Here is a 25,738-nt window from a genome sequence, read left to right as displayed (position 1 = left end):
AAACCGGTCAGGGGACCAGATCGATTTCCTCGGTCTCGCCGCCGCTGCAGGTATAGCAGCAGTCCTCGCATTTTTCCTTGTTGCCGGGGCCGACGCCCCAATAGGTCTCCTCGTCACCATCGACCCAGGCGCCGTAACAGATCGATTCCCCTTCGTTGCAGGTTATCGGCAAAGACTTGGTCTCGCCGTCATTGAGGTAGAAATCCTGGTTGTTGCCCGGCCAGACATAGTCGCGGTCCTGGCTGTAAAGCTCGAGGCGCATGGCATTGGGGTGGCTGTTCTTGATGGCAAAGGTAACGTCGCCGGCATGTGCCGACGGCACGACCAGCATGGCGAGAGACAGCGCGGCCAGCGTGCGGCGCGCATAGGTATGAAACATGGTAACCCCCTGGAAAGACACGGCCTACCCGGCCGCGGGGCGACCATGGCACGCTGCAATGAATCGCGGAAGTGGGTCGGCTGAACCGATCCCTGACTAAATTTGGGCCCGACTGCTCCAAGCCTTTGTTTTTACGCATGTCGTCCTCCCAAAACCGCTGAGCATCCCCGGGTCAAGCTCGAGGACATGCTTTGGACGACATGCATTGAGGTGTGTTGAGATTCGGGTCAGGCCGAGCCGAAAATGGTGGCTTCCGAGAACCGGAGCGGAGCGTACGTTTGGGTACGTGAGCACCGGAAGCGCAGGAAGCCGCCGTTTGCAGGCCGGCATCACCTGAATATCGACACACCTTAGGGCACCAGATCGATCGTCTCGGTCGTGTGTTCCACGCAGATGAAGCAGCAGGTGTCGCAGAGCTGATCGTTGTCCGGTCCGACGCCGGCGGAGATGCTGTCGTTGCCATTGACCCAGGCGCCGTAGCAGATGTGTTCGCCCTGATTGCAGGAGAGCGGCACCGATTTCTGTGAGGCGGGGTCGATCAGGAATACCTGATCGTTGCCCGGCCAGACGGTTTCGCGGTCGCGGCTGAACAGCTCGACCGCAACCGCTTCCTTGCGCAGGTTCTTGACGAAGAAGGCCATCTCGGCGGCCTCGGCCGAGGTGGTGAAGACCAAGGCAGCAAGGGCGGCCATGCCAAACAGCGTCACGGTCTCGATCTCCCGAATCATGGCGCCAGAATCGCATGCCTGCCGGGAACTAGAAAGCCGCAGGATGCTCCGCCGCGATCTGCCGTCCAAGCCTCGTCACTTGACGCACCAGAAGGTCGAGATCCTCGCGCCGGGTGCGGTGGTTGGTGATCGCCACGCGCAGCCAGTGCTGGCCATGTACGGTAGTGTCGGAGAGTGCTGCAATGCCCTCTTCCTGCAGCCGCAGCATGATTTCGGTGTTGAGCGCCTTCGGCGCCTCGCCGGCGAGGCCCGGCTGATAGCGGAAGCAGACGATGTTGATCGTCGGCAATGCTGCCAGCTCCAGTTCCGGCTCGGCCTCGATCAGCCCGGCGAGGTAACCCGCCTGCGCTACGTTCTGGTCGATCAGACGTCCGAACTTGTCGGCGCCATGCTCCTTCAGCGCCATCCACACCTTGAGCGCGCGAAAGCCGCGCGACGTCTGCAGGCCGTAGTCGTGCAGCCATTCGCCGGAGGCGAGACCGCGCGGGGTCGATTCCAGGTATTCCGGCGTCACCGCGAAGGTCTTGCGATGCGCGACGGCATCCCTGACCAGGGCGCAGCCGACCTCGAATGGCGCGTGCAGCCATTTGTGCGGGTCGAGCGCAACCGAATCGGCCCATTCGATGCCGGCGACAAGATGGGCATTGTCGGGTGCAATGGCGATCAGCGCGCCGATGCAGCCGTCGACATGGAACCAGAGGTCTTCCTCATGCGCCAGTTTGGCTAGCGCCCGCAGATCATCGATCGCCCCGGTGTTGACCGTGCCGGCCGTGCCGATGACGCAGGCCGGCTTGAATCCGGCGGCGCGGTCCTCGGCGATCGCTGCGCGCAAGGCGGCGATGTCCATGCGCAGGCCGGCATCGGTCGGGATGCGGCGCAGCGCCCGGTTGCCGAGGCCGAGCGCTTCCATCGCCTTGCGGTGGCAGGAGTGGATCTGGTCCGAGCCGTAAAAGCGCAACGGCTTCTCGATGGCGGCAACGCCATGCTGGCGAACGTCGATGCCGGCCTTGACGTTGCGTGCCACGGTCAGCCCGATGATGTTGGCCATCGAGCCGCCGCTAACCAGCGTGCCGCCGGCAGAAGCGGGAAAACCCAGCATCTGCTTGCACCAATTCACCACCTGGCTGTCCATCAGCCCGGCGGCGTGGTTGCCGCCGCCGAGATTGGAGCCCTGGATTGCCGCCAAAAAATCGCCGAGCGCGCCGGTGAAGTTGCTCGACCCCATATACCAGGACCAGAAGCGCGGATGGATGTTGCCCATCGGATAGGACATCACGCTCCGCGAGACCTCGTCATATACTGCGGCAAGGGACGACGGTGATCGCGGCAGGGGTGCCGCGAAGACATCTCTCACATCCGCCGGCATCTCCCGCCAGACAGGGCGGTCGCGCACGTCGCGCAGATAATCGACCGCATCGTCGATGACCCGGTGCGACAGGGCCTGCACATCGGCCCAGTCCTGGGGGTCAAGCGTTTCCTCGGTCACGCCAAGGGTTTCTTGCACCATGTCCATGATCTGTCTCCGTCAAGCCGCCGGGAATTGGCAGCCGGGCGTCGAGCGCGACAGGGCGATCTCGTCGGCATCCATCTCGGCCTCGATGCCGTCGAACAGCGGCGTCGACATGTAGCGTTCGCCGGTGTCGGGCAGCATGCACAGGATCACCGCGCCGGCCGGCGCCCGTTCGGCGACCTGCCGCGCTACCGCGAAGGTGGCGCCGCCGGAAATGCCGGTGAAGATGCCTTCCTGGCGTGCCAGCGCCTTGGCCCATTTGATGCCCTCAGGCCCGGCAACCGGCATCACCTCGTCATAGAGGCTGGCGTCGATCGCTTCCTGCAGCACGTTGGGGATGAAGTCCGGCGTCCAGCCCTGGATCGGGTGCGGCTCGAAGGCCGGGTGGGTGGCGGCAGGAGCGCCGTCGGCGCCGCGCTGCTGCGCCTTGCCGCTGCCGATGAGCTGCGCGTTGGCCGGCTCGGAGAGCACGACGCGTGTCTCCGGCCGTTCCCGCCGCAGCACGCGCGCCACGCCGACGACCGTGCCGCCGGTGCCATAGCCGGTGACAAAGCCGTCGAGCCGCGAACCGGCAAAATCATTGATGATCTCGCGCGCCGTGGTCGCCTCGTGGATGGCGGCATTGGCCGCCGTCTCGAACTGGCGGGCGAGAAACCAGCCATTGGCCTCGGCCAGCTCCACCGCCTTCTTGTACATACCAAAACCCTTCTCGGCGCGCGGCGTCAGCACCACCTTGGCGCCCAGCATGCGCATCAGCTTGCGGCGCTCGACCGAAAAACTGTCGGCCATGGTGACGACCAGCGGATAGCCCTTCTGCGCACAGACCATGGCCAGCCCGATGCCGGTGTTGCCGCTGGTCGCCTCGACCACCGTCTGGCCCGGCTTCAGTGCGCCGCTGCGCTCGCCCGCCTCGATGATGTTGAGCGCCAGGCGGTCCTTCACCGAGGCGCCCGGATTGAAGAACTCAGCCTTCACATAGATCGTTGCATGGGCCGGCGAGAGATTGTTGATACGCACCACCGGCGTGTCGCCGACGGTGTCGAGAATGCTGTCGAACAGGCGGCCGCGCCCGGCGGTGGTCCGGATTTTCTGCTTCTGCAACATCTTTGATCTCCTCGATCGTTTGCCATCACGAGCCGGTTACAAACCGGCGGGTTGGGCGGCGAGGTTTCGAGACCTGGCCGCGCTAGGACAGACATGCCGGCATTGCGGCAATGGCGGCATCCGGCACGGAATACGCCGCCGGATGCGTTTTGTCGGTTTCGGTGATACAGCAAGGGCCGACAGGCCAGCGTGGGAGCAGGCGTGGAAACGCACGTGGAATCCACCCGATCGAGACTGGAGGGCCAAGCGACCGGCCTGTCCGTGCGCCTGCTTGGAACGCTGACGATCTCCCGCAACGGCGTTGCGGTGGCGCTGCCGGCCTCACGCAAGCTGCGCGCGCTGTTTGCCTATCTGGCGCTGGCGCCGCACGCCGTCGGCCGCGGTCGCCTGTGCGAGCTGTTGTGGGACGTGCCCAACGATCCCCGCGGCGAGCTGCGCTGGTGCCTCAGCAAACTGCGCGGCGCGCTCGACGAGCCGGATCGGCGCCGCGTCTCCACGCAAGGCGACACGGTCGCGCTTGATCTCAGCGATTGCCTGGTCGATGCGCTGGAGGTCAGCGACGCTGCGGCGCAAGGGATCGGCACCCTCGATGTGGAGCGCTTGCGGGCGCTGGCCAAACTGTTCGCCGGCGATTTCCTCGACGGGCTGGAGCTTGAACGCAGCCCGCATTTCAACAACTGGCTGGTCGCTCAACGCCGCCGTTTTCACTCATGCCACGTCGCCGTGCTGGAGCATCTTGTCGCAAACCATCCGGCTGACACCCCGGATGTGTCCGCGCATCTCGACAAATGGGTCGAACTGGCGCCGTTCGACACGCGCGCGCATCTGGCGTTGCTGGCCAATCTGGCGGAGCACGGTGAGATCGGCGCGGCCGAGCAGCATCTGGCGGCGGCAGAACAGTTGTTTCAGTCGGAGGCAATCGATTTCGGACCGGTCAATGCCGCCTGGCGGGCGATGCGTGAGCAACGGCCAGCCGTCTTGCAGCGGGCGCCGCCGGCCGGCCCGTCCGCGGTATCGCAATTGGTCGTCGCAGCCGGCGATACCGGCCCGGTCGAGCCGAGCCACGCTTCGCTGGCCGTCATGCCGTTTGTCGAGGAAACCGGCGGCGCGCGTGGTGGGCTTGCCGACGGTTTTACCCACGACATCATCACCCGCCTGGCGAAGCTCAGGGATTTCTTCGTCATCGCGCGCGGTTCGGTGTTTGCGCTGGCCGAGAAGGGCATCGCGCCCGAGGATGCCGGCCGCCGGCTGAATGTCGACTATGTCGCCACCGGCACAGTGCGCAGCCCGCCCGGCCGCCTGATTGTCAGCGTCGAACTGATCGAGGTGCGCACGGCCAGGATCGTCTGGGCCGAGACGTTCGAGCGCCGGTCCGACGACATCTTCGGCTTGCTAGACGATATCGGCAACAGCATCGTCTCGTCGATCTCGGCCGAGATCGAAACGGTCGAGCGCAACCGCGCCATGCTCAAGGCGCCCAATTCGCTCAACGCCTGGGAGGCCTATCATCGCGGCCTCTGGCACATGTACCGCTTCACCCAGGTCGAGAACGAGCAGGCGAGGCATTTCTTCGACATGGCCTTGCGGCTCGATCCGACCTTTGCCCGCGCCTATGCCGGCCTGTCCTTCACCCATTGGCAGAACGCCTTCCAGCGCTGGGGCGACCGCGACCGGGAAAGCGCGCTGGCCTTCGAGAGCGCCAGCCACAGCCTGCTGGTCGACGACCACAATCCAGCCGCGCACTGGGCGATGGGCCGGGCACTGTGGCTGCGCGGCGAACAGGACGGTTCGCTGCTCGAACTGGAACGGGCGGTGGACCTCAGCCCCAACTTCGCGCTCGGCCACTACGCGCTGTCCTTCGTCCAGTCGCAGTCGGGCGACCCGCAGGCGGCGATCGGCTCCTCCGACCATTCGCGCCATCTCAGCCCGTTCGACCCGTTGCTGTTCGGCATGCTGGGGGCGCGGGCGATGGCGCATGTCCGGCTCGGCCAGTTCGAGGAGGCGGCCGAATGGGCGCTGAAGGCAGCGGCGCGGCCCAACGCCCACGCCATCATCCTGGCGATAGCCGCGCACTGCCTGGCGCTGGCGGGCCGGCTCGACGAGGCGCGCGGCTTTGCCGCCGCCATCCGCAAGACATTGCCGAACTATTCAAGCGACGATTTCATCGGCACCTTCCGCTTCGAGCCGGATGCCGCGGCACTGTTCCGGCAAGGCGCCAGACGGCTCGGGCTGGGCTGAAACCGAGGATCAGGACCCGGAACTTCGCCTCAATTCCGCCGGGTTAACAAAGTCGGAAGGAGTTGCTTAACGGTTCCCGGCTATGTCACGCCCGGGAGGTCTGACAAAGTGAGTATGATGAGCAACAGCCCCGACAAGCGCAACGAATGGCGCGCCATCTTCTACGTGCAAGCCCGCGTTGCCATCCTGTTCGTGCCGGTTGTGGCCAGCCTGCTGATCATAGCCGCGCTTGCCGGCAACGAACGCAAATCGGTTCCCAGCACGATCGACCCGACCGTCACAGGTTCCGTGCGATAGAGCGGCTTCGGGGCGATCGGCAAGGAGGAAAGGGCCGCACTTGGCGTGCGCTATCGGCGCGTTGCCATTTGGCGCTAAAGTCGTCCCATGGCACTGAAGGAATGGGCACGGACAATCAAGCGCGACGTGCATGCGCTCTATCTCGCCGCGCGCGATCCCCGAACGCCATGGTATGCCAAGGCGCTTGCCGTGTGTGTCGCGGGCTACGCCTTATCCCCAATCGACCTGATACCCGATTTCATCCCGGTGATTGGCTACCTCGACGATGCGATCCTGGTCCCCCTGGGCGTCCTCGCCGTGGTCAAGATGATCCCGCCTGAGGTGATGGCGGAACACAGGGCGGCGGCCGCCCTTGCCGTTGACAGGCCCGTGAGCCGCGGCGCCGCGGTGGTCATCGCTTGTATCTGGGTTGCTTCGGTCGCGCTGGCGGGATGGCTGGGATATCGATATTTCGCTGGCAGATTGTGAAGTCGCGCCTTGGTTGGAACTGCTCACCGGTCAATCGAGCAGTGCTTGCCCTAAAGAATTTTGGTCACCAGTTTGTCCAGGCGGGAGTTCTCGCGGTAAACCAGCCTGACCACGATCGCACCCAGGACGCCGGTGATGGCCCCACCGACAACGTCGGTCAGGTAGTGCGTCCCGATATAGATCCTCGACCAGCAGATCAGCAATGCCATCACGAGAAGCGCAATCGTCCGGCGCGGAAGGCCTTGCATCGCGAAGGCCGCAACGATCGCAACGGCAGCCGTCGCGTGATCGGACGGGAATTACCAGTCGGCGCTGGGCGCAATCAACAGATGCGTCACGCCGACGTCGTAGGGCCGTAGCCGATGCACGAACAGAAGAATGAACTGGTTGATTGCAAGACCCACCAGGAACGCCAGGCCGGCCGACACCGCGGCGTGACGAACATGGTAGCGATCGACCTTAGCCCACCATTGCAGGACCACGGCCAGCACCATGAGGGGAACGCCGATTTGTGAGACGCCGATCAGTGCTTTATCAAGAACGGGGCTGATGCCGGCCGCGGCGTTTATCCAGTGCGTTAACGCAGCATCCATTTGGCGTCGGTTTCCGTGATTGATCGTGAGGTGAATTTTTGAAGGCCGTCGATGAACGCCGTATCCATCAGATCTTCGAAGTCGGCGTCTGGCTCAAGGGCGCGCATGCCCTGATCGAATGCATCGGGGGGATTCTGTTTTATGTCGTCACCACCGATGCCATCGTCTCCTGGGTCAATGCTTTCACCGCAGAGGAATTGATCGAAGACCCGAACGATTTCATAGCTGGCCATCTGTCGCAGATGGCAAGCCATTTTTCGATAGCCAGCAAGGAATTCTACGCTTTCTACCTGCTCAGCCACGGCCTGATAAAGCTGCTGCTGGTTGTCGGGCTCTTGCGGGGCAAGCTTTGGTCGTATCCGGCATCGCTCGCGGCATTGGGCGCATTCATGGTCTATCAGCTCTACCGCTACTCATACACTCATTCGGTCGGCCTGCTCATCCTCACCGTCTTCGATGCGGTCGTCATGGTGTTGATCTGGCACGAGTGGAGGGTCTTGCGACAGCACAGGCCGGCGTGACAGCCGGACTGCCGGCCTGGCCCGTTTGCAGAGGCCCGGTCGCGACGGGCGCCTGTTTTGCCGGGAACCCCGTGCACCGCCGAACATTGTGTTCCAGGACAGCAACTGGAGGACATGATGACCAGAGCCCTCGACGTCAACGAGAACACCGCGCCAAATTCGGACAGGCCACCGCAACCAAAGACCGGCGACGCCCTCAAGAAAAGGAAGGTTGAGGGAATAGCCTTCCAGGTGAACGAGAACAGCGTGGACAATCAGGAACCGGCGCCGGCGTCGCCAAAGCGCGACTGATCGCGCTCCGGACCACCGACTGTCGGCCAAAAAGCCCGGACGAACCGGGCTTTTCTTTTGGGACTCTGGCCCCGCTGCGCCCGGCGCTGGCTCAATAGAATCGCGGGATCGGACCGTTCTGCGGCGTGGTGCGGTCGCCGAGGTCGAGAAAGACCTCGTCGACATAGCACCAGCCCCAGCCTTCCGGCGGATCGTAGCCCTCGATGATCGGATGACGGGTGGCGTGAAAATGCTTGGTGGCGTGACGGTTGGGCGAGTCGTCGCAGCAGCCGACATGGCCGCAGGTGCGGCAGAGCCGCAGATGCACCCATTGCGACCCGCTCTTCAGGCACTCCTCGCAGCCGAGCGCGCTCGGCGTCACGTCCTTGATGTCACCCGCATGTCTGCATTCATCCGCCATCACACTCTCCCGATCAATTGAGGCGCGACGGTGTGGCTGCCGTCTTGCGCGAGATAGGCGTGCAACGCCGCCACCACCTGGGCACCCTCGCCGACGGCCGCCGCGACGCGTTTGACCGATCCGGCGCGAACGTCGCCGATGGCAAACACCCCGCTGCGGCTCGTCTCCATCACGCCATGCGCCGATCCCAGGTCGGATCCGGTGCGCACGAAACCGTTGGCATCCAGCGCCACGTTGCAGTGCGCCAGCCAGTCCGTATTCGGGTCGGCGCCAATGAACAGGAAGAGATGGCGGATCGGGCGTGTCGTTTCCACGCCGCTGGCGCGGTTGCGCCAGCGCACCGTGCTGAGATTGCCTTCGTCGCCTTCCAGCGCCTCGACCTCGGTCCCGGTCAGCACCTCGATGTTCGGCTGCGCCTTGATGCGCTCGACCAGATAGCGCGACATGCTGGCATCAAGGCTGCTGCCACGCGCCAGCAGCGCCACCTTGCGCACATGGCTGGCCAGGTAGACCGCCGCCTGTCCGGCTGAATTGCCGGCACCGACCAGCGCAACTTCCTGGCCCTGGCAAAGCCGCGCTTCGATCGGCGAGGCCCAATAATGCACGCACGTCCCTTCGAACTGCGCCAGATTGGCGACATCGAGGCGGCGGTAGCGCGCCCCGCTGGCGATCACCACGGTGCGCGTCCGCACGGTCTCGCCATCGCCGACATCCAGGGTGTAGCGGGCACCGCCGGTCCCAGCGCTCAGCAGCTTCGCCTCGTCGGGTATCACCATTTCAACGCCGAATTTCTGCGCCTGGTTGTAGGCGCGCGCCATCAGAGCCATGCCCGAAATGCCGGTTGGGAAACCGAGATAATTCTCGATGCCGAGGAGGCACCGGCCTGTCCACCGAATGCCCGGCAATCCAGCACGATCGTCGACAGACCTTCGGAGGCCGCATAGACCGCCGCCGCCAGTCCCGCCGGTCCGGCGCCGACGATGGCGACGTCGTATAGCCTGGAAGCATCGATCGGCCGCAGCAGGCCGATGCAGCGGGCGAGGTCCTTCTCGCCGGGATTGAGCAGCAACCGGCCATTGGGACACAGCACGATCGGCAGATGGTGAGGGTCGACATCGAAGCGCTCGACCAGGGTTTTGGCGCAGGGATCGCTGTCTGAATCAAGCGCGCGGTGCGGCTGCCCGCTGCGGGCCAGGAACCCCTGCAGCCGCAAGACGTCGGCATTGTTGACGGGTCCGATGATGATCGGCCCGCTGGTGGCGCTTTCCAGCAGCCCGACACGGCGCAGGATCAGCGCCCGCATGATGCGCTCGCCGAGACTGGCCTCCTGCACCATCAGGTCGCGCAGCCTCTGCGAGGCGATGACGAAGGCCTCCACCGGCTCGGCGGCCTGCGCATCCACCAGCGAGGGGCGGGCCGAAAGCTGGGCCAGTTCGCCGACGAAGCTGCCCGGACCGTGCGTGACGATCGTTTCGCGACGGCCGAGCCCGCTATCCTGGATGATGTCGACCTTGCCCGACAGGACGACGATCAGGCCGGGCGCCACATCGCCGGCCGTGACGATGCGCTCGCCATCGGCATAGACGCTGGCCTCGCCAAACCGGCGCATGCGGTCGATGTCGGCTTCGGACAGCTTTGGGAACGCCTGATCGCGACGGGCGCCGAAGATCGGGTTGGTGGTTTGAGACATGGGTTGGAGCGTAGCGAAGCGGGCGCGGAGTTTGAAGCGGTTTGTTGAGTGCCTAGCCGGGAGGAGAGGTTGGCGGCAAAGAAAAAGCCCGGGCGAACCGGGCTTTTTCTTTGGGTTTCTGAACCGTCGAATGGTTCGAAACGGGAATTTGGTGCCCAGAAGAGGACTCGAACCTCCACTCCTTGCGGAACACGGACCTGAACCGTGCGCGTCTACCAATTCCGCCATCTGGGCTGGTGCGGGCTCATGTAAGCGGGCAAGCGATGTGTGTCAACGCGCTTTTTTCAAAGCATGATCCCGAAAAGTGGGAACCGGTTTTCGGAAGAGATCATGCCCAATCAAGAATGGGTTGCTGCTTGCCGGCTCAGCCTTCCAGCACTTCCTTGGAAGCCACCGTGGAATCGGCGTTGAGCGTGTAGATGACCGGCACGCCGGTGCCGAGCTCCAGCTTGACGATCTCCTCGCCCGACTTGCCGTCCAGCGCCATGATCAGCGCGCGCAGCGAGTTGCCGTGCGCGGCGACCAGCACGGTGCCGCCGCGCAGCACGTGCGGCTGCAGGTCGTGCAGGTAGTAGGGCCAGACGCGCGCGCCGGTGTCCTTCAGGCTTTCGCCGGCGGGCGGCGACACGTCGTAGGAGCGGCGCCAGACATGCACCTGCTCCTCGCCCCATTTCTTGCGTGCATCGTCCTTGTTGAGGCCGGAGAGATCACCATAGTCGCGCTCGTTCAGCGCCTGGTCGCGGATGGTTGTCAGATCGCTCTGGCCGACGGCGTCGAGAATGTGCTGGCAGGTCTTTTGCGCCCGGATCAGCGCCGAGGTGAAGGCGATGTCGAATTTCAGGCCGCGCGCCTTGAGTTTTTGGCCTGCGGCCTTGGCCTCCGCGTGGCCCTGCTCGGTCAGGTCCACATCGCGCCAGCCGGTGAACAGGTTCTTCAGGTTCCATTCGCTCTGGCCGTGGCGCACGAGCACGAGGGTTCTCGACATATTTGCTCCCTTCAAGAGCAATTCCAGGAAAAGTGTGAATCGGTTTTCCGTCCGGAATTGCGTTAAAACAGTGGATGTCCGCTCAGCTGAGGCCGAGCACGTCCCGCATCGAATACAGTCCCGGCTTGCGGCCGCGCGCCCACAAGGCGGCCTTGACGGCTCCGCGGGCGAAGATGGCGCGGTCCTCGGCATGGTGGGACAGTGTGATGCGCTCGCCGGTGCCGGCCAGCATCACGCTGTGGTCACCGACCACCGAACCGCCACGCAGCGAGGCAAAGCCGATCGAGCCGGTCTTTCGCACGCCGGTGTGGCCGTCGCGGACGCGCACATCGTTGCCGGCGAGCGCGATGCCGCGCCCGGCGGCGGCGGCTTCGCCGAGCAGCAGCGCCGTGCCCGACGGCGCGTCGACCTTGTGCTTGTGGTGCATTTCGAGGATCTCGATGTCGAAATCGTCGGCGTCGAGCGCGCGCGCCGCCTGTTCGACCAGCACCGCCAGAAGATTGACGCCAAGGCTCATATTGCCCGACTTGACGATCATCGCATGGCGCGCAGCCGCCGCGATCTTGGCGTCATCGTCGGCCGAGCAGCCGGTGGTGCCGATGACATGGGCGATGCGCGCCTGCGCCGCGTAGCCAGCGAATTCGACGCTCGAGGCCGGCGTGGTGAAATCGAGCACGCCGTCGGCCCTGGCGAAGACCGGCAGCGGATCGTCGCCAATCGGCACGTCGATGCGGCCGACGCCGGCAAGTTCGCCGGCATCCTTGCCCAGATAGGGTGAGCCGCCACGCTCGACGGCGCCGATCACGCGGACGCCGGGAATGGTGTGGATGGCGCGGATCAGTGTCTGCCCCATGCGGCCGGCTGCACCCACCACGACCAGGCCCATATCGCTCATGAAGGTCTCCCGGCCGCCTTTTTCGCGCGGCTGCGCGGCGGCGGAGTTTGGATTGGCTTGGCGTCGTCGACAAGCCCCAGCCCCTTTTTGCCCTGCACCCGGTGGAAGCGGGCATAGACGCTGTGCGGATCGGCCATCAGCGAGGCATGCGTGCCCTGTTCGACGAGATGGCCCTGTTCCAGCACGATGATGTGGTCGGCATTGACCACCGTCGACAGCCGGTGCGCGATGACGATGGTGGTGCGCCCTTCCATGACCTGGATCAGCGCTTCCTGGACCCGCGCCTCGGCCTCGTTGTCGAGTGCCGACGTCGCCTCGTCGAGCAGAAGGATCGGCGCCTGCCGCACGATGGCGCGGGCGATCGACACGCGCTGGCGCTGGCCGCCCGACAGCGTCACGCCGTTTTCGCCGACGGGTGTGTCGTAACCCTGTGGCTGCTGGCGGATGAAGCCGTCGGCCTCGGCCTGCAGCGCGGCCTGTTCGATTTCGGCGTCGGTGGCATTCAACCGGCCATAGCGGATGTTGTCGCGGATGGTGCCTTCGAACAGATAGGGCTGCTGCGAGACATAGGCGATGGAACTGCGCAGCGAATGCTTGGTGATCTTGGAAATGTCCTGGCCGTCGATCTCGATCGTTCCCGCCTCGACGTCGTAGAAGCGCTGCAGCAGCGCCACCAGCGTCGTCTTGCCGGCGCCGGAGGCGCCGACGATGGCGGTCATCTTGCCGGCCGCGGCGACGAAGCTCAGGTCCTGCAGCACCGGTGTTTCCTCGACATAGCGGAAGGACACGTTGTTGAAACGCACTTCGCCGGTGGTGAACTTGGCCTCGGCGGCTCCCGGCGTGTCGCCCTGCTGCGGCTCGAGATCGAGAAGTTCGTAGATCATGCGCGCATTGACCAGCGCGCGCTCCATGCCGACCTGCATGCGCGCCAGCCGCCGTGCCGGGTCATAGGCGAGCAACAGCGCGGTGATGAAGGAAAAGACCGCACCCGGTGGCTGTCCGAGAACGATCGCCCGGTAGCCGGAATAGGCGATGACACCGGTTACGGCAAGACCGGCCAGCATGTCCGAGATCGGCGCCAGCCGTTCCGAGACACGGGCAATCTTGTTTCCCCGCTGCTCGGCGCTGTCGGCGAGCGCGCCGATGCGGCGCGACAGCTCCTCTTCCATGGTGAAGGCCTTGACGATGGCAATGCCTTGCGTGGCCTCCTGCACGGCGCCGATCAGCCGCGAGTTGATCTGCACCGATTCGCGGGTGATGCGGCGCACCCGACGCATCAGATAGGTGACGGTCCAGATCAGCGGCGGTCCGATCAGCAGGGAGCTCAGCGAGAGGACCGGATCCTGGTAGATCATGACACCAAGCAGGCCGAGCAGCGTCACGCCATCGCGCGCGATCGACGTGAGCGTCATCGACAGCAGGTCGCGGATGCCGTTGACGTTCTCGTTCATCTGGGCAGCCAGCCGGCCCGAACGCGTGTCGCTGAAAAAGCCGACGCCGAGTTTCATCAGATGGTCGAAGAGGCGTTTCTGGTAGCGCGCCACCAGATTGTTGCCGACCTTGGCCAGCGTCACCGCCTGGCCGTAGCCGGCAAAACCGCGCACCAGGAAGGCCGCCATGATCGCGGCACAGATCCACACGATCAGATCGCCGCGCCGTTCGTAGAATATCTCGTTGACGACGGGGCTCATGACCCAGGCGGTGAAGGCGGTTGTCGCGGACACCGCGATCAGGCAGGCAGCGGCAAAAGCATAGGACCAGCGGTAATCACGGCCGTTTTCAGCGATAATTCGGCGGAGCACCGCCGTGACCGCACGGGGCGTGACTTTCGGCTTGTTGGGTATCTGAAATGTCAAATCGGAGCGCTTCACAGGTTCCTGCTTCCCGTGGCCGGGTTGCAATTCGGCACTTCTCTTAGCGCCAAGAGGCCGGCTTGCCTATGCCTTGGGGTGACTAACTTCGTCGCGCCAGCGGCGGTCCGCGGTCTGGACTCCGAACAGCGACGGGTTTCTGGCATAGGCGGCAAGGCCCAAAAGCGCGGCCAGCGGGTGGGTGATCACATAGACCGGCATGGTGCGCATCAGCGCGCTGTGCGGCGCCTTGTCCTCGAAGGCGGCGCGGAAATTGCCGGCTTTCAGCGCCGGCACGATCTTCTGCGCGATGCCGCCGGTGAGGAAGACGCCGCCGCGGCTCATGAACACCAGCGCAAGATCGCCTGCAGTGCGCCCGAGGCAGGTGACGAAGGTCTCCAGCGCCTCTTCGGCAACCGGATCGGTCTTGGCCAGTGCCGCGGCGGTGATTTCCGCCGGCGTGGTGAAAGGCGACGGTTTGCCGTCCGCCTTGGCCACCGCCCGGTAGACGTTGACGAGGCCGCGTCCGCACAGGATCTGCTCGCCCGAAATGCGGCCCTCGAGCTTTTCGATATGCGGGAAAACCTCGAAATCGCGCGGCGTGCGCGGGCCGATATCCATATGGCCGCCCTCGCCGGGCACCGGTATCCAGTGGCGAAGCGCATAGACCAGCCCGGCGACGCCGAGCCCGGTTCCGGGGCCGAGCACGACGCGCCCGGCATTGGGCTCCGGCGTGCCGCCGCCGATCTTTTCCATATGCTCCTCGCCGAGCGCGACGACGGCCAGCGCCTGCGCCTCGAAATCATTGAGCACGACGATGTCGCTCAAGCCGAGGCTGGCGAACATCTGCCTGGGCTTGACGATCCACGGGCAGTTGGTGAGCTCGATCTCGTCGCCGTCGACCGGCCCGGCCACCGCCAGCACCGCCGAATTGGGGCGTACCGACGAGCGGTCGAGCACGGCCGCCTGGATCGCCTCGTCGATGGTGTTGAAGTTGGCGGTCTGGACGATGGTCGGCTCGCCGGCCTCGGAATTGGCGTCGAGCACGATCGAAAAGCGCGCATTGGTGCCGCCAATGTCGCCGATCAGGATCGGAAACCGCAACAAAGTATCGTCATCGCCCGTGCTTGGCATGCTCTCGTCCGTCCCCGGCGCCCACGACGGCATAGCGCCGTTCTCCCGTTGACTAGCGCATGAGTTTGAAAAGGGAAACGGTTTTCGAGGCCGGCGTCACGCGGAGACAGGTTCTGCGGCCAAACGGCCACTATTTCGCAAAAACGGCACGGCTAAACCGGTTCAACCCTGGATAAGTGCCGCAGCGGTCAGTTTCCCGGCCGTGGCCGCGGCAGCGGGATGCCGATCTCGGGGGTCGCGGTGAAAGCGTTCATCGAGGCCGGCAAGCCGGCTGCACCACTGGCCGTGGTGGCAGGCATCGAAGGCGCTTCGGCTTCAGGCGCCGCGGCCACGAGCGGCACGGCGCCGCCATGATAGGTCGCGGCCTCGGCGGACGCCGGCCCCGGCGCGTCGAGCACGGCGCGGCATTCCTTCGGCAGGTTCGCCATCGTCATCAGGTCGCGGGCCTTCGGCGCATCAGGGTTCTTGTTCGGCCGCCAGGGTTCCTGCGTGAACCACCAGGCGAGCGGCTTGCCGCAACCGTCATCGGCCGGCGTCGCTTCCTGCGCCTTGCAGTTGGGCGAGCCCGGCTGGCAGCCGATGCGCATGTGGAAATGATAGTCGTGGCCCCAGAACGGCCTGATCTTGCGCAGCCAGTCGCGGTCGCCCTTGACGGTGTCGCAGAGCTTTTTCTTGATGCCGGGATTGACCAGGATGCGTTCGACCTCGGGATAGCTCGCCGCCCGCTTCAGAAGCCTCGTATGTGCCGGCGTCCACAGCGCATCCTTCACCAGATGGGTCTTCTCGTCGACCATCAAGGTGGCGCTGATGCTTTCGCGTTGCGCCATCGACAGCGGGGAACTGGGCATCGGCGTCAGCCAGATATCGGCATCGAGGCCGATCTGGTGCGAGGCGTGGCCGGTCATCATCGGACCGCCGCGCGGCTGCGAAATGTCGCCGATCAGCAGGCCGGGCCAACCATCGGCCGCGGCGTCGCGCGACAGTTTCTCGATCACCGCGATCATCGCCGGATGGCCCCAGCGGCGGTTGCGCGACGGCCGCATCACCTCCCAGGTTGGGCCATCCATGGGAATGGCGACGCCGCCGGCAAAGCAGCCCTTGGAGTAGAAGCCTATCGACTGCGCCGCAGTCGCCGCCGGCAGTTTCTTGGCGCCGAACAGGTCCTTCGCCCGTTCCTCGGCCGCCGCCGGCTGCGTGGCGAGCCCGGCCAGCGCGAACAGGCCGAGCGCTGTGGCCAGCAGTGATTTCCTGCCGAGAGATCGCCGCGTCGCTGTTTTCATGAAACCGGATCCCCACCGCAATCCAAGGCCGAATCATAGCACGCAACGCGCGGCGCTTCGATGATTAGCGCTTCATCGGGCTGCGCGGCTCGCCGTCGCGCCAGTCGCCGCTAGCCCACATATGGTCGAAGGCGGCTCGGTAATCCGGAAACCGCAGGGAATAGCCCGCCGCCTTGATTGCTGCGTTGGCGACACGCTTGTTCTCGCCATAGAAGGACCGCGCCATGGGCGAAAGCTGGGCGGCGTCGAAGGGAATTTCGGGCGGCGGCTCGACGCCCATCAGCGACGCGGCATGGGCGACGACATCCTGCGGCGGCGCCGGCAGGTCGTCGGTGACGTTGAAGATGCCGCCGAGATCGCGATCCGCCAAATGCCAGAGGGCACCGGCAATGTCGTCGCAATGGATGCGGTTGAACACCTGGTTGGGCTTGACCAGCCGCCGCGCGGTGCCGTTTTCCAGATTGACCAGGGCGTTGCGGCCCGGGCCGTAAATGCCCGACAGGCGCAGGATCGCCACCGGCCGGCCGATCTCGCGGCCGAGTTCCAGCCAGTCCCGTTCGGCAGCCACCCGCATGACCGAGCGCTTCGACACCGGCCGGCACTCGGCCGTTTCATCGACCCAGGCGCCGTCATAATTGCCGTAGACACCGACTGTCGAGAGATAGCCTATCCATTCAAGTGCAGGCATCCGCGCCACGATCGCCGCGCGGGCGGCATTCAGCACGGGATCACCGGCCTCTTCCGGGCCAACCGAAACCACCAGATGCGTTGTCTTTCCCAGCGCATCGCCGATTTCGCCGGTCAGCGCGCCGTCGAACAGCAGCGGCGCAATGCCGGCCTGCCGCAGCGCCTCGAATTTCCCGGCCGAACGCGTCGTCCCAAAGATCGTGGCGGCAGCTTTGCCGGCGCGGGCAAAAGCCTGGCCGGAATAGCCGGCGCCGAAGATGAATATCTGCTTTTCACTCATGCATGTGCCCTGGTCGGCCGCGCCAGACGCCATTCGTCACGCACGGCCTCGTTGTCCTCGATTTTCAGGCCGATAGCTGCCCGTTCGGCATATTCGGCATCAGGCACAAGCCGCGCCAGCGCCCATATTGCCGCGCCCCGCACCATCGGCGACGCGTCGTCCAGCAAGGCGCGCACGTGGACGGCAAGCGCGGCATCGCCGGAATTGCCGGCGGCGATCAGCACGTTGCGGACAAAACGATCGCGGCCGATGCGCTTTATCGGCGACCCTGAGAAGAAGGCGCGGAAGGCTGGGTCGTCGAGTTGCAGCAGCTGGCCAAGCGGCGGCTCGCGCAAATCGTCGCGCGCCGCGAGTTTTGCCTCGGAAGCCGCCCTGGCGAACTTGTTCCACGGACAGGCGGCGAGGCAGTCGTCGCAGCCATAGATGCGGTTGCCGATCTTTTCTCGGAATTCATGCGGGATAGGCCCCTTGTTCTCGATGGTGAGATAGGAGATGCAGCGCCGCGCATCGAGGCGGTAGGGCGCCGGGAAGGCGTCGGTCGGGCAGGCGTCGAGGCAGGCGCGACAGGACCCGCAATGATCGATCTCGGCCCGGTCGGGCACGAGTTCGGCTGTGGTGAAGATGGTGCCGAGAAACAGCCAGGAGCCGTGCTCGCGGCTGACCAGGTTGGTGTGCTTGCCTTGCCAGCCGAGCCCGGCGGCCTCGGCCAGCGGCTTCTCCATCACCGGCGCTGTGTCGACGAAGACCTTCACGTCGCCGCCGGCGCGCGCCACGAGCTTGCCGGCGATTTCCTTCAGCCGCCCCTTAATAACCTCGTGATAGTCGCGGTTCTGCGCATAGACCGAGATAGCGCCACGGTCGGGCTTGGTCAGCACCTCGCGCGGATCACGGTCGGGGCCGTAGTTCATCGCCAGCACGATGATCGAGCGCACTTGCGGCCAGAGCGCGGTGGGTTCGCTGCGGCGTTGCAGCGTCTCGGCGATCCAGCCCATCGAACCGTGAAAGCCGTCGGCGACGAATTCGGCCAGGCGCGCCGGCGCCAGCGGGATCGCATCGGGGGTGGTGACGGCGACGGCATCGAAGCCGGCGCGATGCGCCTCTGCGTCGATCAGCGCGCGCAGTTTTGCGGCGTCAGAAGTCGAGGTCCGCATAATGCGACACCGGCGACAGGCCGCGCACCCGGTCGGTCAAAAGCGGCCGGAAGGAGGGCCGCGACTTCACCCGCGTGTACCATTCGCGCGCCGCGGCGTGTTCGCGCCAATCGATCTCGCCGAGATAGTCGAGCACCGACAGCGTCGCGGCGGCCGCGAGATCGGCATAGGTGACCCTGCTGCCGGCCAGCCAATGGCGGGTGCCGGCGAGCCAGTTGGTGTATTTCATGTGCTGGCGGATGTTGGCGCGGGCGGCGCGGATCGCGCCCGAATCTGGCGAGCCACCGCCCGCCGTTTCCGGCATCACCGGTTTCAGCACGCGTTCGCGCACCAGATGGCGGGTTACCTCGCTTTCGGCCTTGTTGAGGTACCAGTCGATCAGCCGGCGGATCTCGGCGCGCTGCATCGGGTCCTCGGCGAGCAGCCGCTTGTCGCGCTTCAAGACGCCGCGCGTCTCATCGAGGTATTCGGCGATGACGGTCGCGCCGACGATCGGCACGTCGCCTTCGGCCAAAAGGATGGGCAGGGTGCCGGCCGGATTCAACGCCAGGAACTCCTTGCGCCGCGTCCACGGCTTTTCCTCGATCAGGGCCAGCTCCTCGCCGTACTCGCCGAAAGCGAGGCGGACGAAGCGGCAGGTGGCGAACATGGGGTGGTGGAAAAGCGTCAGCATGGTTCCGCGATGATAAAGCGCACTGGCGAATCGCAGGGCGCACCGGTAAGTCTTGGCCGCCCGGTTAGCGGGCCGTCAGGGTGTTGCGACCTATAGGGGGACTTGCAGGCCATGACAAGCAAGCCGTTCTGTTAGCCGTCACGCCAAAGCCGAGGTAGCCATGGAAAGCCAGACCATCGTCGAAGCCCTGCTGCTCGGCCTGCTGGAGGGGCTGACCGAGTTCATCCCGGTCTCGTCGACCGGCCATATCCTGCTCGCCGGCCATTTCCTCGGCTTCCATTCGACCGGCAAGGCCTTCGAGATCCTGATCCAGCTCGGCGCCATCCTGGCGATCCTGAGCGTTTATTTCCGCCGCCTGTGGCAAATGCTGCTCGACCTGCCGCATGACCGGCTGACACGGCATTTCGTCATCGGCATCCTTATCGCCTTCCTACCGGCGGCGATCATCGGCGCGCTGGCGCATGATTTCATCAAGACGGTGCTGTTCGAATCGCCAAGGCTGATCTGCATCATGCTGATCATCGGCGGCGTCGTGCTGCTGGCGGTGGACCGCATGAACCTCAAGCCGGTCTACCGCGACGTCGAGCGCTTTCCGACCCGACTTTACCTGCAGATCGGGCTTTTCCAGTGCCTGTCGCTGATCCCCGGCACGTCGCGCTCGGGTTCGACGATCGTCGGCGCACTGCTCTTGGGTGTCGACAAGCGGGCGGCGGCGGAATTTTCTTTCTTCCTTGCGATCCCGACGATGGTCGGCGCTTTTGCCTTCGACCTGTTCAAGAACCGCAACGTGCTGAGCAGCGCCGACCTGCCGATCATCGCCATCGGCTTCGTCGCCGCCTTCGTCACGGCGCTCATCGTCGTGCGCTTCCTGCTCGATTACGTCTCGCGCAACGGCTATTCGTTGTTCGGTTGGTGGCGGCTGGTGGTTGGCGGCGTCGGGCTGGGGGCGTTGATGATCTGGGGGTGAGGAGTGGTCCGCGAAGCGGACGGAAAGCCAATTGCTTGGCTTTCCGAACGACGAACGCCCTGAGCCAGGCGAAGGGCGAGCAACGGTTCTCGCCTAATTCCTTCCATAAAACGCATTTTCGACATGCACCGGCCAGCGCCAGGGCAGCACCGCGACCATGTCGAAACGCATCGACAGTCTGCCATAGTCGGACTGGCGCGACAGCCAGATGTCGGCCGCCGCCTCGATGCGGCGCTCCGATTCGTGGCCGATCGCCTCCATGGCTTCGATCAGCGTGCGGCGCGCCTTGACCTCGACGAACAGGACGAGGTCGCCGCGCCGCGCGATCAGGTCGATCTCGCCGAAGCGGGTGCGGTGGCGGCGCGCCAGAATCCGGTAGCCCTTCAGCATCAGCGCTGCCGCCGCCAGCCATTCGCCGCGATGGCCGCGCCGATAGGCCTTCTGGCGGCTGGCGGCGCTCGGGCGCTCAGCCACCGCCTTCTCCGGAACTTTGTTTGACCACGATCTCTGGACAAACGGAACCGTTTGTCCGAGAAAACCGGTTTCCACTTTTCGGGATCATGGTCTGTCCCTGAGCTCCAGCAATCGCCGATAGAGCGCCTGCTTCTGGCCGCCGGTCATTTTCGCGGCTTCGGACGCTGCCTTGGAGGCCGGCATTTCGGCAGCGAGCGACAACAGCAGGCGATCGATGTCTTCAGGTTCCTCGGCCTTGGCCTCGGCGGGACCGACGCAGACGACGATCTCGCCCTTCGGCGTATCGGCCGCCGCATAATGGTCGGCCAGCACCTGCAGCGTGCCGGTGCGCATCTCCTCGAAGGTCTTGGTCAGCTCGCGGCCGATCGCAGCCTTTCGCTCGCCGCCGAGCGCCTGGACCATGGCGCCGAGGGATTCGGCTAGCCGGCGCGGCGATTCGAAGAAGATCAGCGTCGCCGGCACAGCTTTCAGGGCTTCGAGCCGCGTCAGCCGCTGCCCAGTCTTCACCGGCAGGAAGCCGGCGAACAGGAAGGCGTCCGAGGGCAGGCCGGACGCGGTCAGCGCGGCGAGTGGCGCCGACGGGCCGGGGATCGGCACGACGCGAATGCCATGGTCGAGCGCCTCGCCGACCAGCCGGTAGCCGGGATCGGAGACCAGCGGCGTGCCGGCATCGGAAATCAGCGCCACGCTCTGTCCGGCCTGAAGTGCCGCGATCAGCTTGGGTCCGGCTTCGCCGGCATTGTGCTCATGATAGGCGGTGGTGCGGCGGCGGATGCCGTAGCGGTCGAGAAGCACGCGCGACACCCGCGTGTCCTCGCAAGCGACGACGTCGGCGGCGGCCAGCGTTTCCAGCGCGCGCAGCGTGATGTCGGCGAGATTGCCGATCGGCGTCGCCACCAGATAGAGCGCCGGCTCCAGCGGCCGGGCCGCGATCTCGGTCTGCCCGACCACATAGCTGCGCTTGCCCGTTTCGCCGGTCACCGATGCATCTCCATTCAAACCCTGTTTGGCACGGCTGACGCCGGCTTGCAAAAGCTGACGCCGGGTCTGCCTGCCATTCCTTTGCCACAGTGGGGAACGAAACCGGGTTCGGCAGATTTACCCCCTGATTCCGGAGGAGGAGGACAGGATGGACAGCCTAAAAATACAGGACGCTTTCGAACCCTACTATGCCGGCCGTAAGCGCGTTGCCGCAGCCAGGGACAAGCGCCTCCCTGCCAAGACCGACACCAGCCTGACCAAGCGGACCACAAGCGCCTTGCCGACGAATGTCAGACTTTCCGACAACAAACCAGACAGCACGACGGAGCACTGACCGAACGATGCCCAATCGCTTCGATATCTTCATCACCCGTCTTGAAACGAAAAGCACCCGCAACGGCGTGCCGCTATCCCAAGTAGGCGACCAGCATCGTGCCCGCCGCGACAAGGACGACGCCAAGCCGGTCCGCTCCGGAGAGTCGCACGCCGAGAAGGACCGCGCCAAACACCGCCACAAGCACGACGCCTAGCGCAACGGTCGCGGGATGGATTCCTCGGGTCAAGCCCGAGGATGACAAAGCGTGGTTGCAAATGCTCGGCCTCATTCAGCCGAGATATCGCGGGACCTTCGCCTCGAGAAGGTGTACCAACACCGGATCCATGAATTCATAGTCGTCGGGGATGTCGAGGCAGATGACCCGGGCCTTCTTCAGGCTGGCCTTGAATTTCTTCTGCAATTTGGCGCGGTGCGCCTTTTCCATGACGAAGATGATATCGGCCCAGGCGACCAATTCATGCGTCAGCGGCGTGTCGGCATCGTGGTTTGTTCCGGCCGACGCTACCTCGATATCCCTGCGCTTGGAAAACACCTGCTCGGCGGTCGGGCTGCGCAAGCGGTTCTGGCTGCAGACGAAGAGCACGTTTTTCAAGGATTAGCGCGCCAGATCCGCCACCACGGCATCGAGCACGATCATGCCGGCTGGCGTGGCGCGGAGCCGGGCGTTGCCGATCGGCGCCACCAGCCCCTCGCCCTGCAGCACCGCCAACCGCGCGCTCGACAGGCCGCGCCCGGAGAACGCCTCGTAGCGGGAAAGGTCGATGCCTTCGGCCAGCCGCAGGCCCATCAGCAGGAACTCGTCGGCCTCTTCTGAGCGTGTCAGGATCTCGCCGCCGGTGACGCCATGGCCCTTGGCTTCGACTAGATTGGCCCAGGTTTCCGGCATCCGCTCGGCGATCGTGACCGTGCGGCGGCCGTTTTCGACGAAGCGGCCATGCGCGCCTGGCCCGACACCGACATATTCGCCATAGCGCCAATAGGTCAGATTGTGCCGGCTCTCGGCGCCCGGCCTGGCGTGGTTGGAAATCTCATAGGCCGGCAGGCCGTGCGCCGTGGTGATCTCCTGCGTCAGCGCATAGAGGTCGGCGGCTTGGTCATTGTCGGGAATGACGAATTTCTTCGCCGCATGCAGCGCGTGGAAGGGCGTGCCTTCCTCGATCGTCAGCTGGTAGAGCGACAGATGATCCGCGGCATGGCCGATCGCCTGTTCAAGCTCGGCCTGCCAAGCCTCCGGCGTCTGTCCGGGCCTGGCATAGATGAGGTCGAAGGACAAGCGCGGGAAAATCTCGCGCGCAAGGCCAATGGCGTGCAGCGCTTCCTCGACATTGTGCAGCCGGCCGAGGAAGCGCAAATCCTTGTCGTTCAACGCCTGCACGCCCAGCGAAACGCGGTTGACGCCTACCGCGCGATAGCCGCGAAACCGTTCGGCCTCGACCGAGGACGGATTGGCCTCCAGCGTCACCTCGATACCATCGGGCACCGTCCAATTCTTCGCCACGGCGTCCAGAACCCGGGCCACGGTTTCCGGCTTCATCAGCGACGGCGTGCCGCCGCCGAGGAAAATGCTGGTCACCTCGCGCGGCCCGGTGCGCCGACGCATGGTCGCGAGCTCGGCCTCGAAGGCGGCGGCAAAGCGCTCCTGGTCGACCGGCTGGTGGCGGACATGGCTGTTGAAGTCGCAATAGGGGCATTTGGCCGCGCAGAACGGCCAATGGATGTAGACGCCAAAACCGGGCGCCCGGTCGAGCAGCATGCTCATGCCGAACCCAATCTCGCTTCGGCGAATTTTTGGAAAGCGCGGGCGCGGTGCGATAGAGCCGTCGGCTGGCCGGGCTTCCAGCCGTGTTTTTCCTCAGCACTCATCTCGCCAAAGGTCTTGTCGAAGCCGTCGGGCAAAAACACCGGATCGTAGCCGAAGCCAAGGTCGCCGCGCGGCGGCCAGACCAGCGTGCCTTCGGCCTCGCCGCGATAGTACTCGGCGCCACCATCGGGAAAGGCGAGGCAGATGACGGCGACAAAGCGCCCCTTGCGCTGTTCCGGCAAGGCGGCACCGACTTCCTGCAGCGCCACTTCGGTGCGTTGCATGGCCATGGCGAAATCGCGCGAACCGTCAGGGGTTTCGGCCCAGTTGGCGGTGTAGACGCCGGGGGCGCCGTCGAGCGCGTCGACGCACAGGCCGGAATCATCCGACAGCGCCGGCAGGCCGGTGGCCTGGGCGGCGGCCAGCGCCTTGATGAAGGCGTTCTCCTCGAAAGTGGTGCCGGTCTCGTCCGGCTCCGGCAGGCCATAGTCTTTGGCCGATTTCGCTTCGAAGCCGAACGGCCCCATCAAATCGGCGAATTCGCGCAGCTTGCCGGCATTGTGGCTGGCGACGACGATCTTTTTTCCATCAAGCGAATGAATGGTAGGCGAATGAACGGTTGTCGAATGCATCAAAGGCCCCAGATCCGTGGCTCGGCGAATTCGATCGAATTGCCCGAGGGGTCGCGTATATAGATCGATCGGCCGCCTTGCGGCCATTCAAATTCGCTTTCGATGGCGATCTTCTTCGCCTCGAGACGTGCTTTCCAGCGCGCGATCTCGTCGGCGCTGGCCGCAAAGCAGAGATGACCCTCGCCGACCGCACCGTGCGGCGGCACTTTCAGTCTCGCATCGGGCGGGGGCGGCACTTTCGTCGCCTCGGCGTTGAAGATGAGCAACACGCTGGGTCCGCAGCGGAAGAAGAGGTGCCTGCCGTCGACCCTGCCGAGCATGTCGAGGCCGAGGATATCGGTGTAGAAGGTTTCGGCGGCGTCGAGGTCGGTGACGTAGAGGGCTGATTCCAGGATTGCGGAGGGAATCACGAGGCGCCCCCCTCTGGCCTACCGGCCATCTCCCCCTCAAGGGGGGAGATCAGCTGTGCCAATGGCCGCAGCCAAACCGCACAGCCGCAGGAGATGTGCCGAACTCGAACCTTCCAATCTCCCCCCTTGAGGGGGAGATGGCCGGCAGGCCGGAGGGGGGCGCTCAAGCTCGGCATTTGAAAACTAGACCACCGCCATCTGCTGCAGGCTGACCAGGCGCTGGATGCCTTTCTTGGCCAGGCCCATCAGGTCGGCGAACTGGTCCTCGGAAAAGGGCTCGCCCTCGGCGGTGCCCTGGATCTCGACGATGCCGCCCTTGCCGGTCATGACGAAGTTGGCGTCGGTGCCGGCCGAGGAATCCTCGAGATAATCGAGGTCGATGACCGGCTGGCCGTCATGGATGCCGCAGGAAATCGCCGCGACATGGTCCTTCAACACCTTGGCGACGCTGGCCATCTGGCGAGCTTCCATCCAGCGCAGGCAATCATAGAGCGCCACCCAGCCGCCGGTGATCGAGGCGGTGCGGGTGCCGCCATCGGCCTGGATGACGTCACAGTCGACGGTGATCTGCTGCTCGCCCAGCGCCTGCAGGTCGACCACGGCGCGCAAGGAGCGGCCGATCAGCCGCTGGATTTCCAACGTGCGGCCGCCCTGCTTGCCGGCGGAAGCCTCGCGGCGCATGCGCTCGCCGGTCGAGCGCGGCAGCATGCCGTATTCCGCCGTGACCCAGCCCTTGCCGGAATTGCGCATCCAGCCCGGCACCTTCTCCTCGAGGCTGGCGGTGCACAGGACATGGGTGTCGCCGAACTTCACCAGGCATGAGCCTTCGGCATGCTTGGAGACGCCGCGCTCGAAGGAGATGGCGCGCATTTCGTCGAATTGGCGTTTGGAGGGGCGCATTCAGGCTTCTTTCCCGTCATTTTTCGGATTCTTGGCCGGCTTGTAACCACATGGGGCGCGTGGCGCAAAGGAAAATGGCCGG

The 25,738-nt window shown here is 65.0% G+C and carries 28 protein-coding genes, 1 tRNA gene and 3 pseudogenes; 7 read left to right on the top strand and 25 right to left on the bottom strand.

Annotated elements, in window-relative coordinates; genetic code table 11:
- Positions 1 to 7: 7 nt before the first annotated feature.
- From HNQ71_RS12420 to HNQ71_RS12405, 4 genes are all read right to left on the bottom strand, one after another.
- Complete coding sequence (locus HNQ71_RS12420; RefSeq protein WP_184872849.1) at positions 8 to 379, bottom strand: hypothetical protein; 372 nt, start codon at positions 377 to 379, stop codon at positions 8 to 10.
- A gap of 350 nt (positions 380 to 729) precedes the next feature.
- Entirely contained in the window at positions 730 to 1,107 is a 378-nt protein-coding gene (locus HNQ71_RS12415) for a hypothetical protein (RefSeq protein WP_210333869.1), read from the bottom strand.
- Positions 1,108 to 1,135: 28 nt separating this feature from the next.
- Positions 1,136 to 2,620 carry a pyridoxal phosphate-dependent decarboxylase family protein gene (locus HNQ71_RS12410; protein ID WP_184872848.1) on the bottom strand — a complete coding sequence of 495 codons (1,485 nt, stop codon included), beginning with the start codon at positions 2,618 to 2,620 and terminating at the stop codon, positions 1,136 to 1,138.
- Between the two features lie 12 nt (positions 2,621 to 2,632).
- A complete protein-coding gene (locus tag HNQ71_RS12405) occupies positions 2,633 to 3,721 on the bottom strand; it encodes a PLP-dependent cysteine synthase family protein (RefSeq protein WP_184872847.1) in 1,089 nt (362 codons plus the stop codon).
- A gap of 213 nt (positions 3,722 to 3,934) precedes the next feature.
- Here HNQ71_RS12405 and HNQ71_RS12400 point away from each other — a divergent pair, with 213 nt between their 5' ends.
- The 3 genes from HNQ71_RS12400 (at position 3,935) to HNQ71_RS12390 (ending at position 6,724) form a co-directional block, all read left to right on the top strand.
- A complete protein-coding gene (locus HNQ71_RS12400; protein ID WP_184872846.1) occupies positions 3,935 to 5,959 on the top strand; it encodes a BTAD domain-containing putative transcriptional regulator in 2,025 nt (674 codons plus the stop codon).
- 117 nt (positions 5,960 to 6,076) lie between these two features.
- Positions 6,077 to 6,256, top strand: coding sequence for a hypothetical protein (locus HNQ71_RS12395; RefSeq protein WP_164548818.1), 180 nt, complete (start codon positions 6,077 to 6,079; stop codon positions 6,254 to 6,256).
- Between the two features lie 87 nt (positions 6,257 to 6,343).
- Complete coding sequence (locus tag HNQ71_RS12390) at positions 6,344 to 6,724, top strand: YkvA family protein (protein WP_184872845.1); 381 nt, start codon at positions 6,344 to 6,346, stop codon at positions 6,722 to 6,724.
- Positions 6,725 to 6,774: 50 nt separating this feature from the next.
- Here HNQ71_RS12390 and HNQ71_RS35675 read toward each other — a convergent pair.
- Together HNQ71_RS35675 and HNQ71_RS35670 are read right to left on the bottom strand one after the other, a co-directional pair.
- Positions 6,775 to 7,011, bottom strand: a pseudogene (locus HNQ71_RS35675) (phosphatase PAP2 family protein); the annotation flags it as partial.
- A 12-nt stretch (positions 7,012 to 7,023) separates the two neighbouring features.
- On the bottom strand, positions 7,024 to 7,317 hold the full coding sequence (locus HNQ71_RS35670; RefSeq protein ID WP_343068156.1) for a hypothetical protein: 294 nt from the start codon (positions 7,315 to 7,317) through the stop codon (positions 7,024 to 7,026).
- A 38-nt stretch (positions 7,318 to 7,355) separates the two neighbouring features.
- Here HNQ71_RS35670 and HNQ71_RS12380 point away from each other — a divergent pair, with 38 nt between their 5' ends.
- Complete coding sequence (locus HNQ71_RS12380) at positions 7,356 to 7,838, top strand: DUF2127 domain-containing protein (protein WP_184872844.1); 483 nt, start codon at positions 7,356 to 7,358, stop codon at positions 7,836 to 7,838.
- Between the two features lie 117 nt (positions 7,839 to 7,955).
- The gene (locus tag HNQ71_RS12375) at positions 7,956 to 8,129 is read left to right on the top strand and encodes a hypothetical protein (RefSeq protein WP_184873365.1); all 174 of its coding nucleotides are present in this window, start codon (positions 7,956 to 7,958) and stop codon (positions 8,127 to 8,129) included.
- A gap of 91 nt (positions 8,130 to 8,220) precedes the next feature.
- Here HNQ71_RS12375 and HNQ71_RS12370 read toward each other — a convergent pair whose 3' ends face one another.
- The 11 genes and pseudogenes from HNQ71_RS12370 to HNQ71_RS12320 form a co-directional block, all read right to left on the bottom strand.
- Positions 8,221 to 8,529: a UBP-type zinc finger domain-containing protein gene (locus HNQ71_RS12370; RefSeq protein ID WP_184872843.1), complete on the bottom strand. Its 309-nt coding sequence runs from the start codon at positions 8,527 to 8,529 to the stop codon at positions 8,221 to 8,223.
- Positions 8,529 to 10,219 (bottom strand): annotated as a pseudogene (locus HNQ71_RS12365) (FAD-dependent oxidoreductase). Before HNQ71_RS12365 ends, HNQ71_RS12370 begins: the two are co-directional and overlap by 1 nt.
- 149 nt (positions 10,220 to 10,368) lie before the next feature.
- Positions 10,369 to 10,453 (bottom strand) — tRNA-Leu (locus HNQ71_RS12360).
- 130 nt (positions 10,454 to 10,583) lie between these two features.
- Positions 10,584 to 11,204 (bottom strand): 2,3-bisphosphoglycerate-dependent phosphoglycerate mutase, encoded by a 621-nt coding sequence (locus tag HNQ71_RS12355; RefSeq protein ID WP_184872842.1) that lies wholly within the window; start codon positions 11,202 to 11,204, stop codon positions 10,584 to 10,586.
- 82 nt (positions 11,205 to 11,286) lie between these two features.
- Positions 11,287 to 12,099 carry a 4-hydroxy-tetrahydrodipicolinate reductase gene (dapB, locus tag HNQ71_RS12350; protein ID WP_184872841.1) on the bottom strand — a complete coding sequence of 271 codons (813 nt, stop codon included), beginning with the start codon at positions 12,097 to 12,099 and terminating at the stop codon, positions 11,287 to 11,289.
- Entirely contained in the window at positions 12,096 to 13,955 is a 1,860-nt protein-coding gene (locus HNQ71_RS12345) for an ABC transporter ATP-binding protein (RefSeq protein WP_246461479.1), read from the bottom strand. The genes dapB and HNQ71_RS12345 overlap by 4 nt, the downstream gene beginning before the upstream one ends.
- A gap of 81 nt (positions 13,956 to 14,036) precedes the next feature.
- Positions 14,037 to 15,083 (bottom strand): glucokinase, encoded by a 1,047-nt coding sequence (locus tag HNQ71_RS12340; RefSeq protein WP_184872839.1) that lies wholly within the window; start codon positions 15,081 to 15,083, stop codon positions 14,037 to 14,039.
- Between the two features lie 188 nt (positions 15,084 to 15,271).
- Positions 15,272 to 16,363, bottom strand: a complete 1,092-nt coding sequence (gene mepA / locus HNQ71_RS12335) for a penicillin-insensitive murein endopeptidase (protein ID WP_184872838.1) — start codon at positions 16,361 to 16,363, stop codon at positions 15,272 to 15,274.
- A 64-nt stretch (positions 16,364 to 16,427) separates the two neighbouring features.
- Complete coding sequence (locus HNQ71_RS12330) at positions 16,428 to 17,330, bottom strand: SDR family oxidoreductase (RefSeq protein ID WP_184872837.1); 903 nt, start codon at positions 17,328 to 17,330, stop codon at positions 16,428 to 16,430.
- Positions 17,327 to 18,481 (bottom strand): tRNA epoxyqueuosine(34) reductase QueG, encoded by a 1,155-nt coding sequence (gene queG / locus HNQ71_RS12325; protein ID WP_184872836.1) that lies wholly within the window; start codon positions 18,479 to 18,481, stop codon positions 17,327 to 17,329. The genes HNQ71_RS12330 and queG overlap by 4 nt, the downstream gene beginning before the upstream one ends.
- Entirely contained in the window at positions 18,462 to 19,154 is a 693-nt protein-coding gene (locus HNQ71_RS12320; protein ID WP_184872835.1) for a glutathione S-transferase family protein, read from the bottom strand. Before HNQ71_RS12320 ends, queG begins: the two co-directional genes overlap by 20 nt.
- A gap of 160 nt (positions 19,155 to 19,314) precedes the next feature.
- Here HNQ71_RS12320 and HNQ71_RS12315 point away from each other — a divergent pair, with 160 nt between their 5' ends.
- The gene (locus HNQ71_RS12315) at positions 19,315 to 20,121 is read left to right on the top strand and encodes an undecaprenyl-diphosphate phosphatase (RefSeq protein ID WP_184872834.1); all 807 of its coding nucleotides are present in this window, start codon (positions 19,315 to 19,317) and stop codon (positions 20,119 to 20,121) included.
- 93 nt (positions 20,122 to 20,214) lie between these two features.
- Here the strand turns inward: HNQ71_RS12315 and HNQ71_RS12310 are convergent, their stop codons facing one another.
- The gene (locus HNQ71_RS12310) at positions 20,215 to 20,595 is read right to left on the bottom strand and encodes a YraN family protein (protein ID WP_184872833.1); all 381 of its coding nucleotides are present in this window, start codon (positions 20,593 to 20,595) and stop codon (positions 20,215 to 20,217) included.
- An 84-nt stretch (positions 20,596 to 20,679) separates the two neighbouring features.
- Entirely contained in the window at positions 20,680 to 21,576 is an 897-nt protein-coding gene (gene rsmI / locus HNQ71_RS12305; protein WP_184872832.1) for a 16S rRNA (cytidine(1402)-2'-O)-methyltransferase, read from the bottom strand.
- A gap of 148 nt (positions 21,577 to 21,724) precedes the next feature.
- Between rsmI and HNQ71_RS12300 the strand changes: the two genes are divergently transcribed.
- Positions 21,725 to 21,910, top strand: a complete 186-nt coding sequence (locus tag HNQ71_RS12300; protein WP_095083758.1) for a hypothetical protein — start codon at positions 21,725 to 21,727, stop codon at positions 21,908 to 21,910.
- A 73-nt stretch (positions 21,911 to 21,983) separates the two neighbouring features.
- Here HNQ71_RS12300 and HNQ71_RS34845 read toward each other — a convergent pair.
- The 6 genes and pseudogenes from HNQ71_RS34845 to rph all read right to left on the bottom strand — a co-directional run.
- A pseudogene (locus tag HNQ71_RS34845) lies at positions 21,984 to 22,106 on the bottom strand (EamA family transporter); the annotation flags it as partial.
- A gap of 75 nt (positions 22,107 to 22,181) precedes the next feature.
- On the bottom strand, positions 22,182 to 22,505 hold the full coding sequence (locus HNQ71_RS12290) for a low molecular weight protein tyrosine phosphatase family protein (protein ID WP_184872830.1): 324 nt from the start codon (positions 22,503 to 22,505) through the stop codon (positions 22,182 to 22,184).
- Positions 22,506 to 22,508: 3 nt separating this feature from the next.
- Positions 22,509 to 23,672: a radical SAM family heme chaperone HemW gene (hemW, locus tag HNQ71_RS12285; protein WP_184872829.1), complete on the bottom strand. Its 1,164-nt coding sequence runs from the start codon at positions 23,670 to 23,672 to the stop codon at positions 22,509 to 22,511.
- Positions 23,669 to 24,316: an RdgB/HAM1 family non-canonical purine NTP pyrophosphatase gene (gene rdgB, locus HNQ71_RS12280; RefSeq protein WP_184873323.1), complete on the bottom strand. Its 648-nt coding sequence runs from the start codon at positions 24,314 to 24,316 to the stop codon at positions 23,669 to 23,671. Before rdgB ends, hemW begins: the two co-directional genes overlap by 4 nt.
- A gap of 29 nt (positions 24,317 to 24,345) precedes the next feature.
- A complete protein-coding gene (locus HNQ71_RS12275; RefSeq protein WP_184872828.1) occupies positions 24,346 to 24,756 on the bottom strand; it encodes a VOC family protein in 411 nt (136 codons plus the stop codon).
- Between the two features lie 183 nt (positions 24,757 to 24,939).
- Positions 24,940 to 25,656, bottom strand: coding sequence for a ribonuclease PH (rph, locus tag HNQ71_RS12270; protein WP_095083768.1), 717 nt, complete (start codon positions 25,654 to 25,656; stop codon positions 24,940 to 24,942).
- Positions 25,657 to 25,738 lie beyond the last annotated feature (82 nt).

Origin of the sequence: Mesorhizobium sangaii, from assembly GCF_014207355.1 — a bacterium.
GTDB classification, from domain to species: Bacteria; Pseudomonadota; Alphaproteobacteria; order Rhizobiales; family Rhizobiaceae; genus Mesorhizobium; species Mesorhizobium sangaii.
This window is presented reverse-complemented; position numbering and strand designations above follow the sequence as displayed.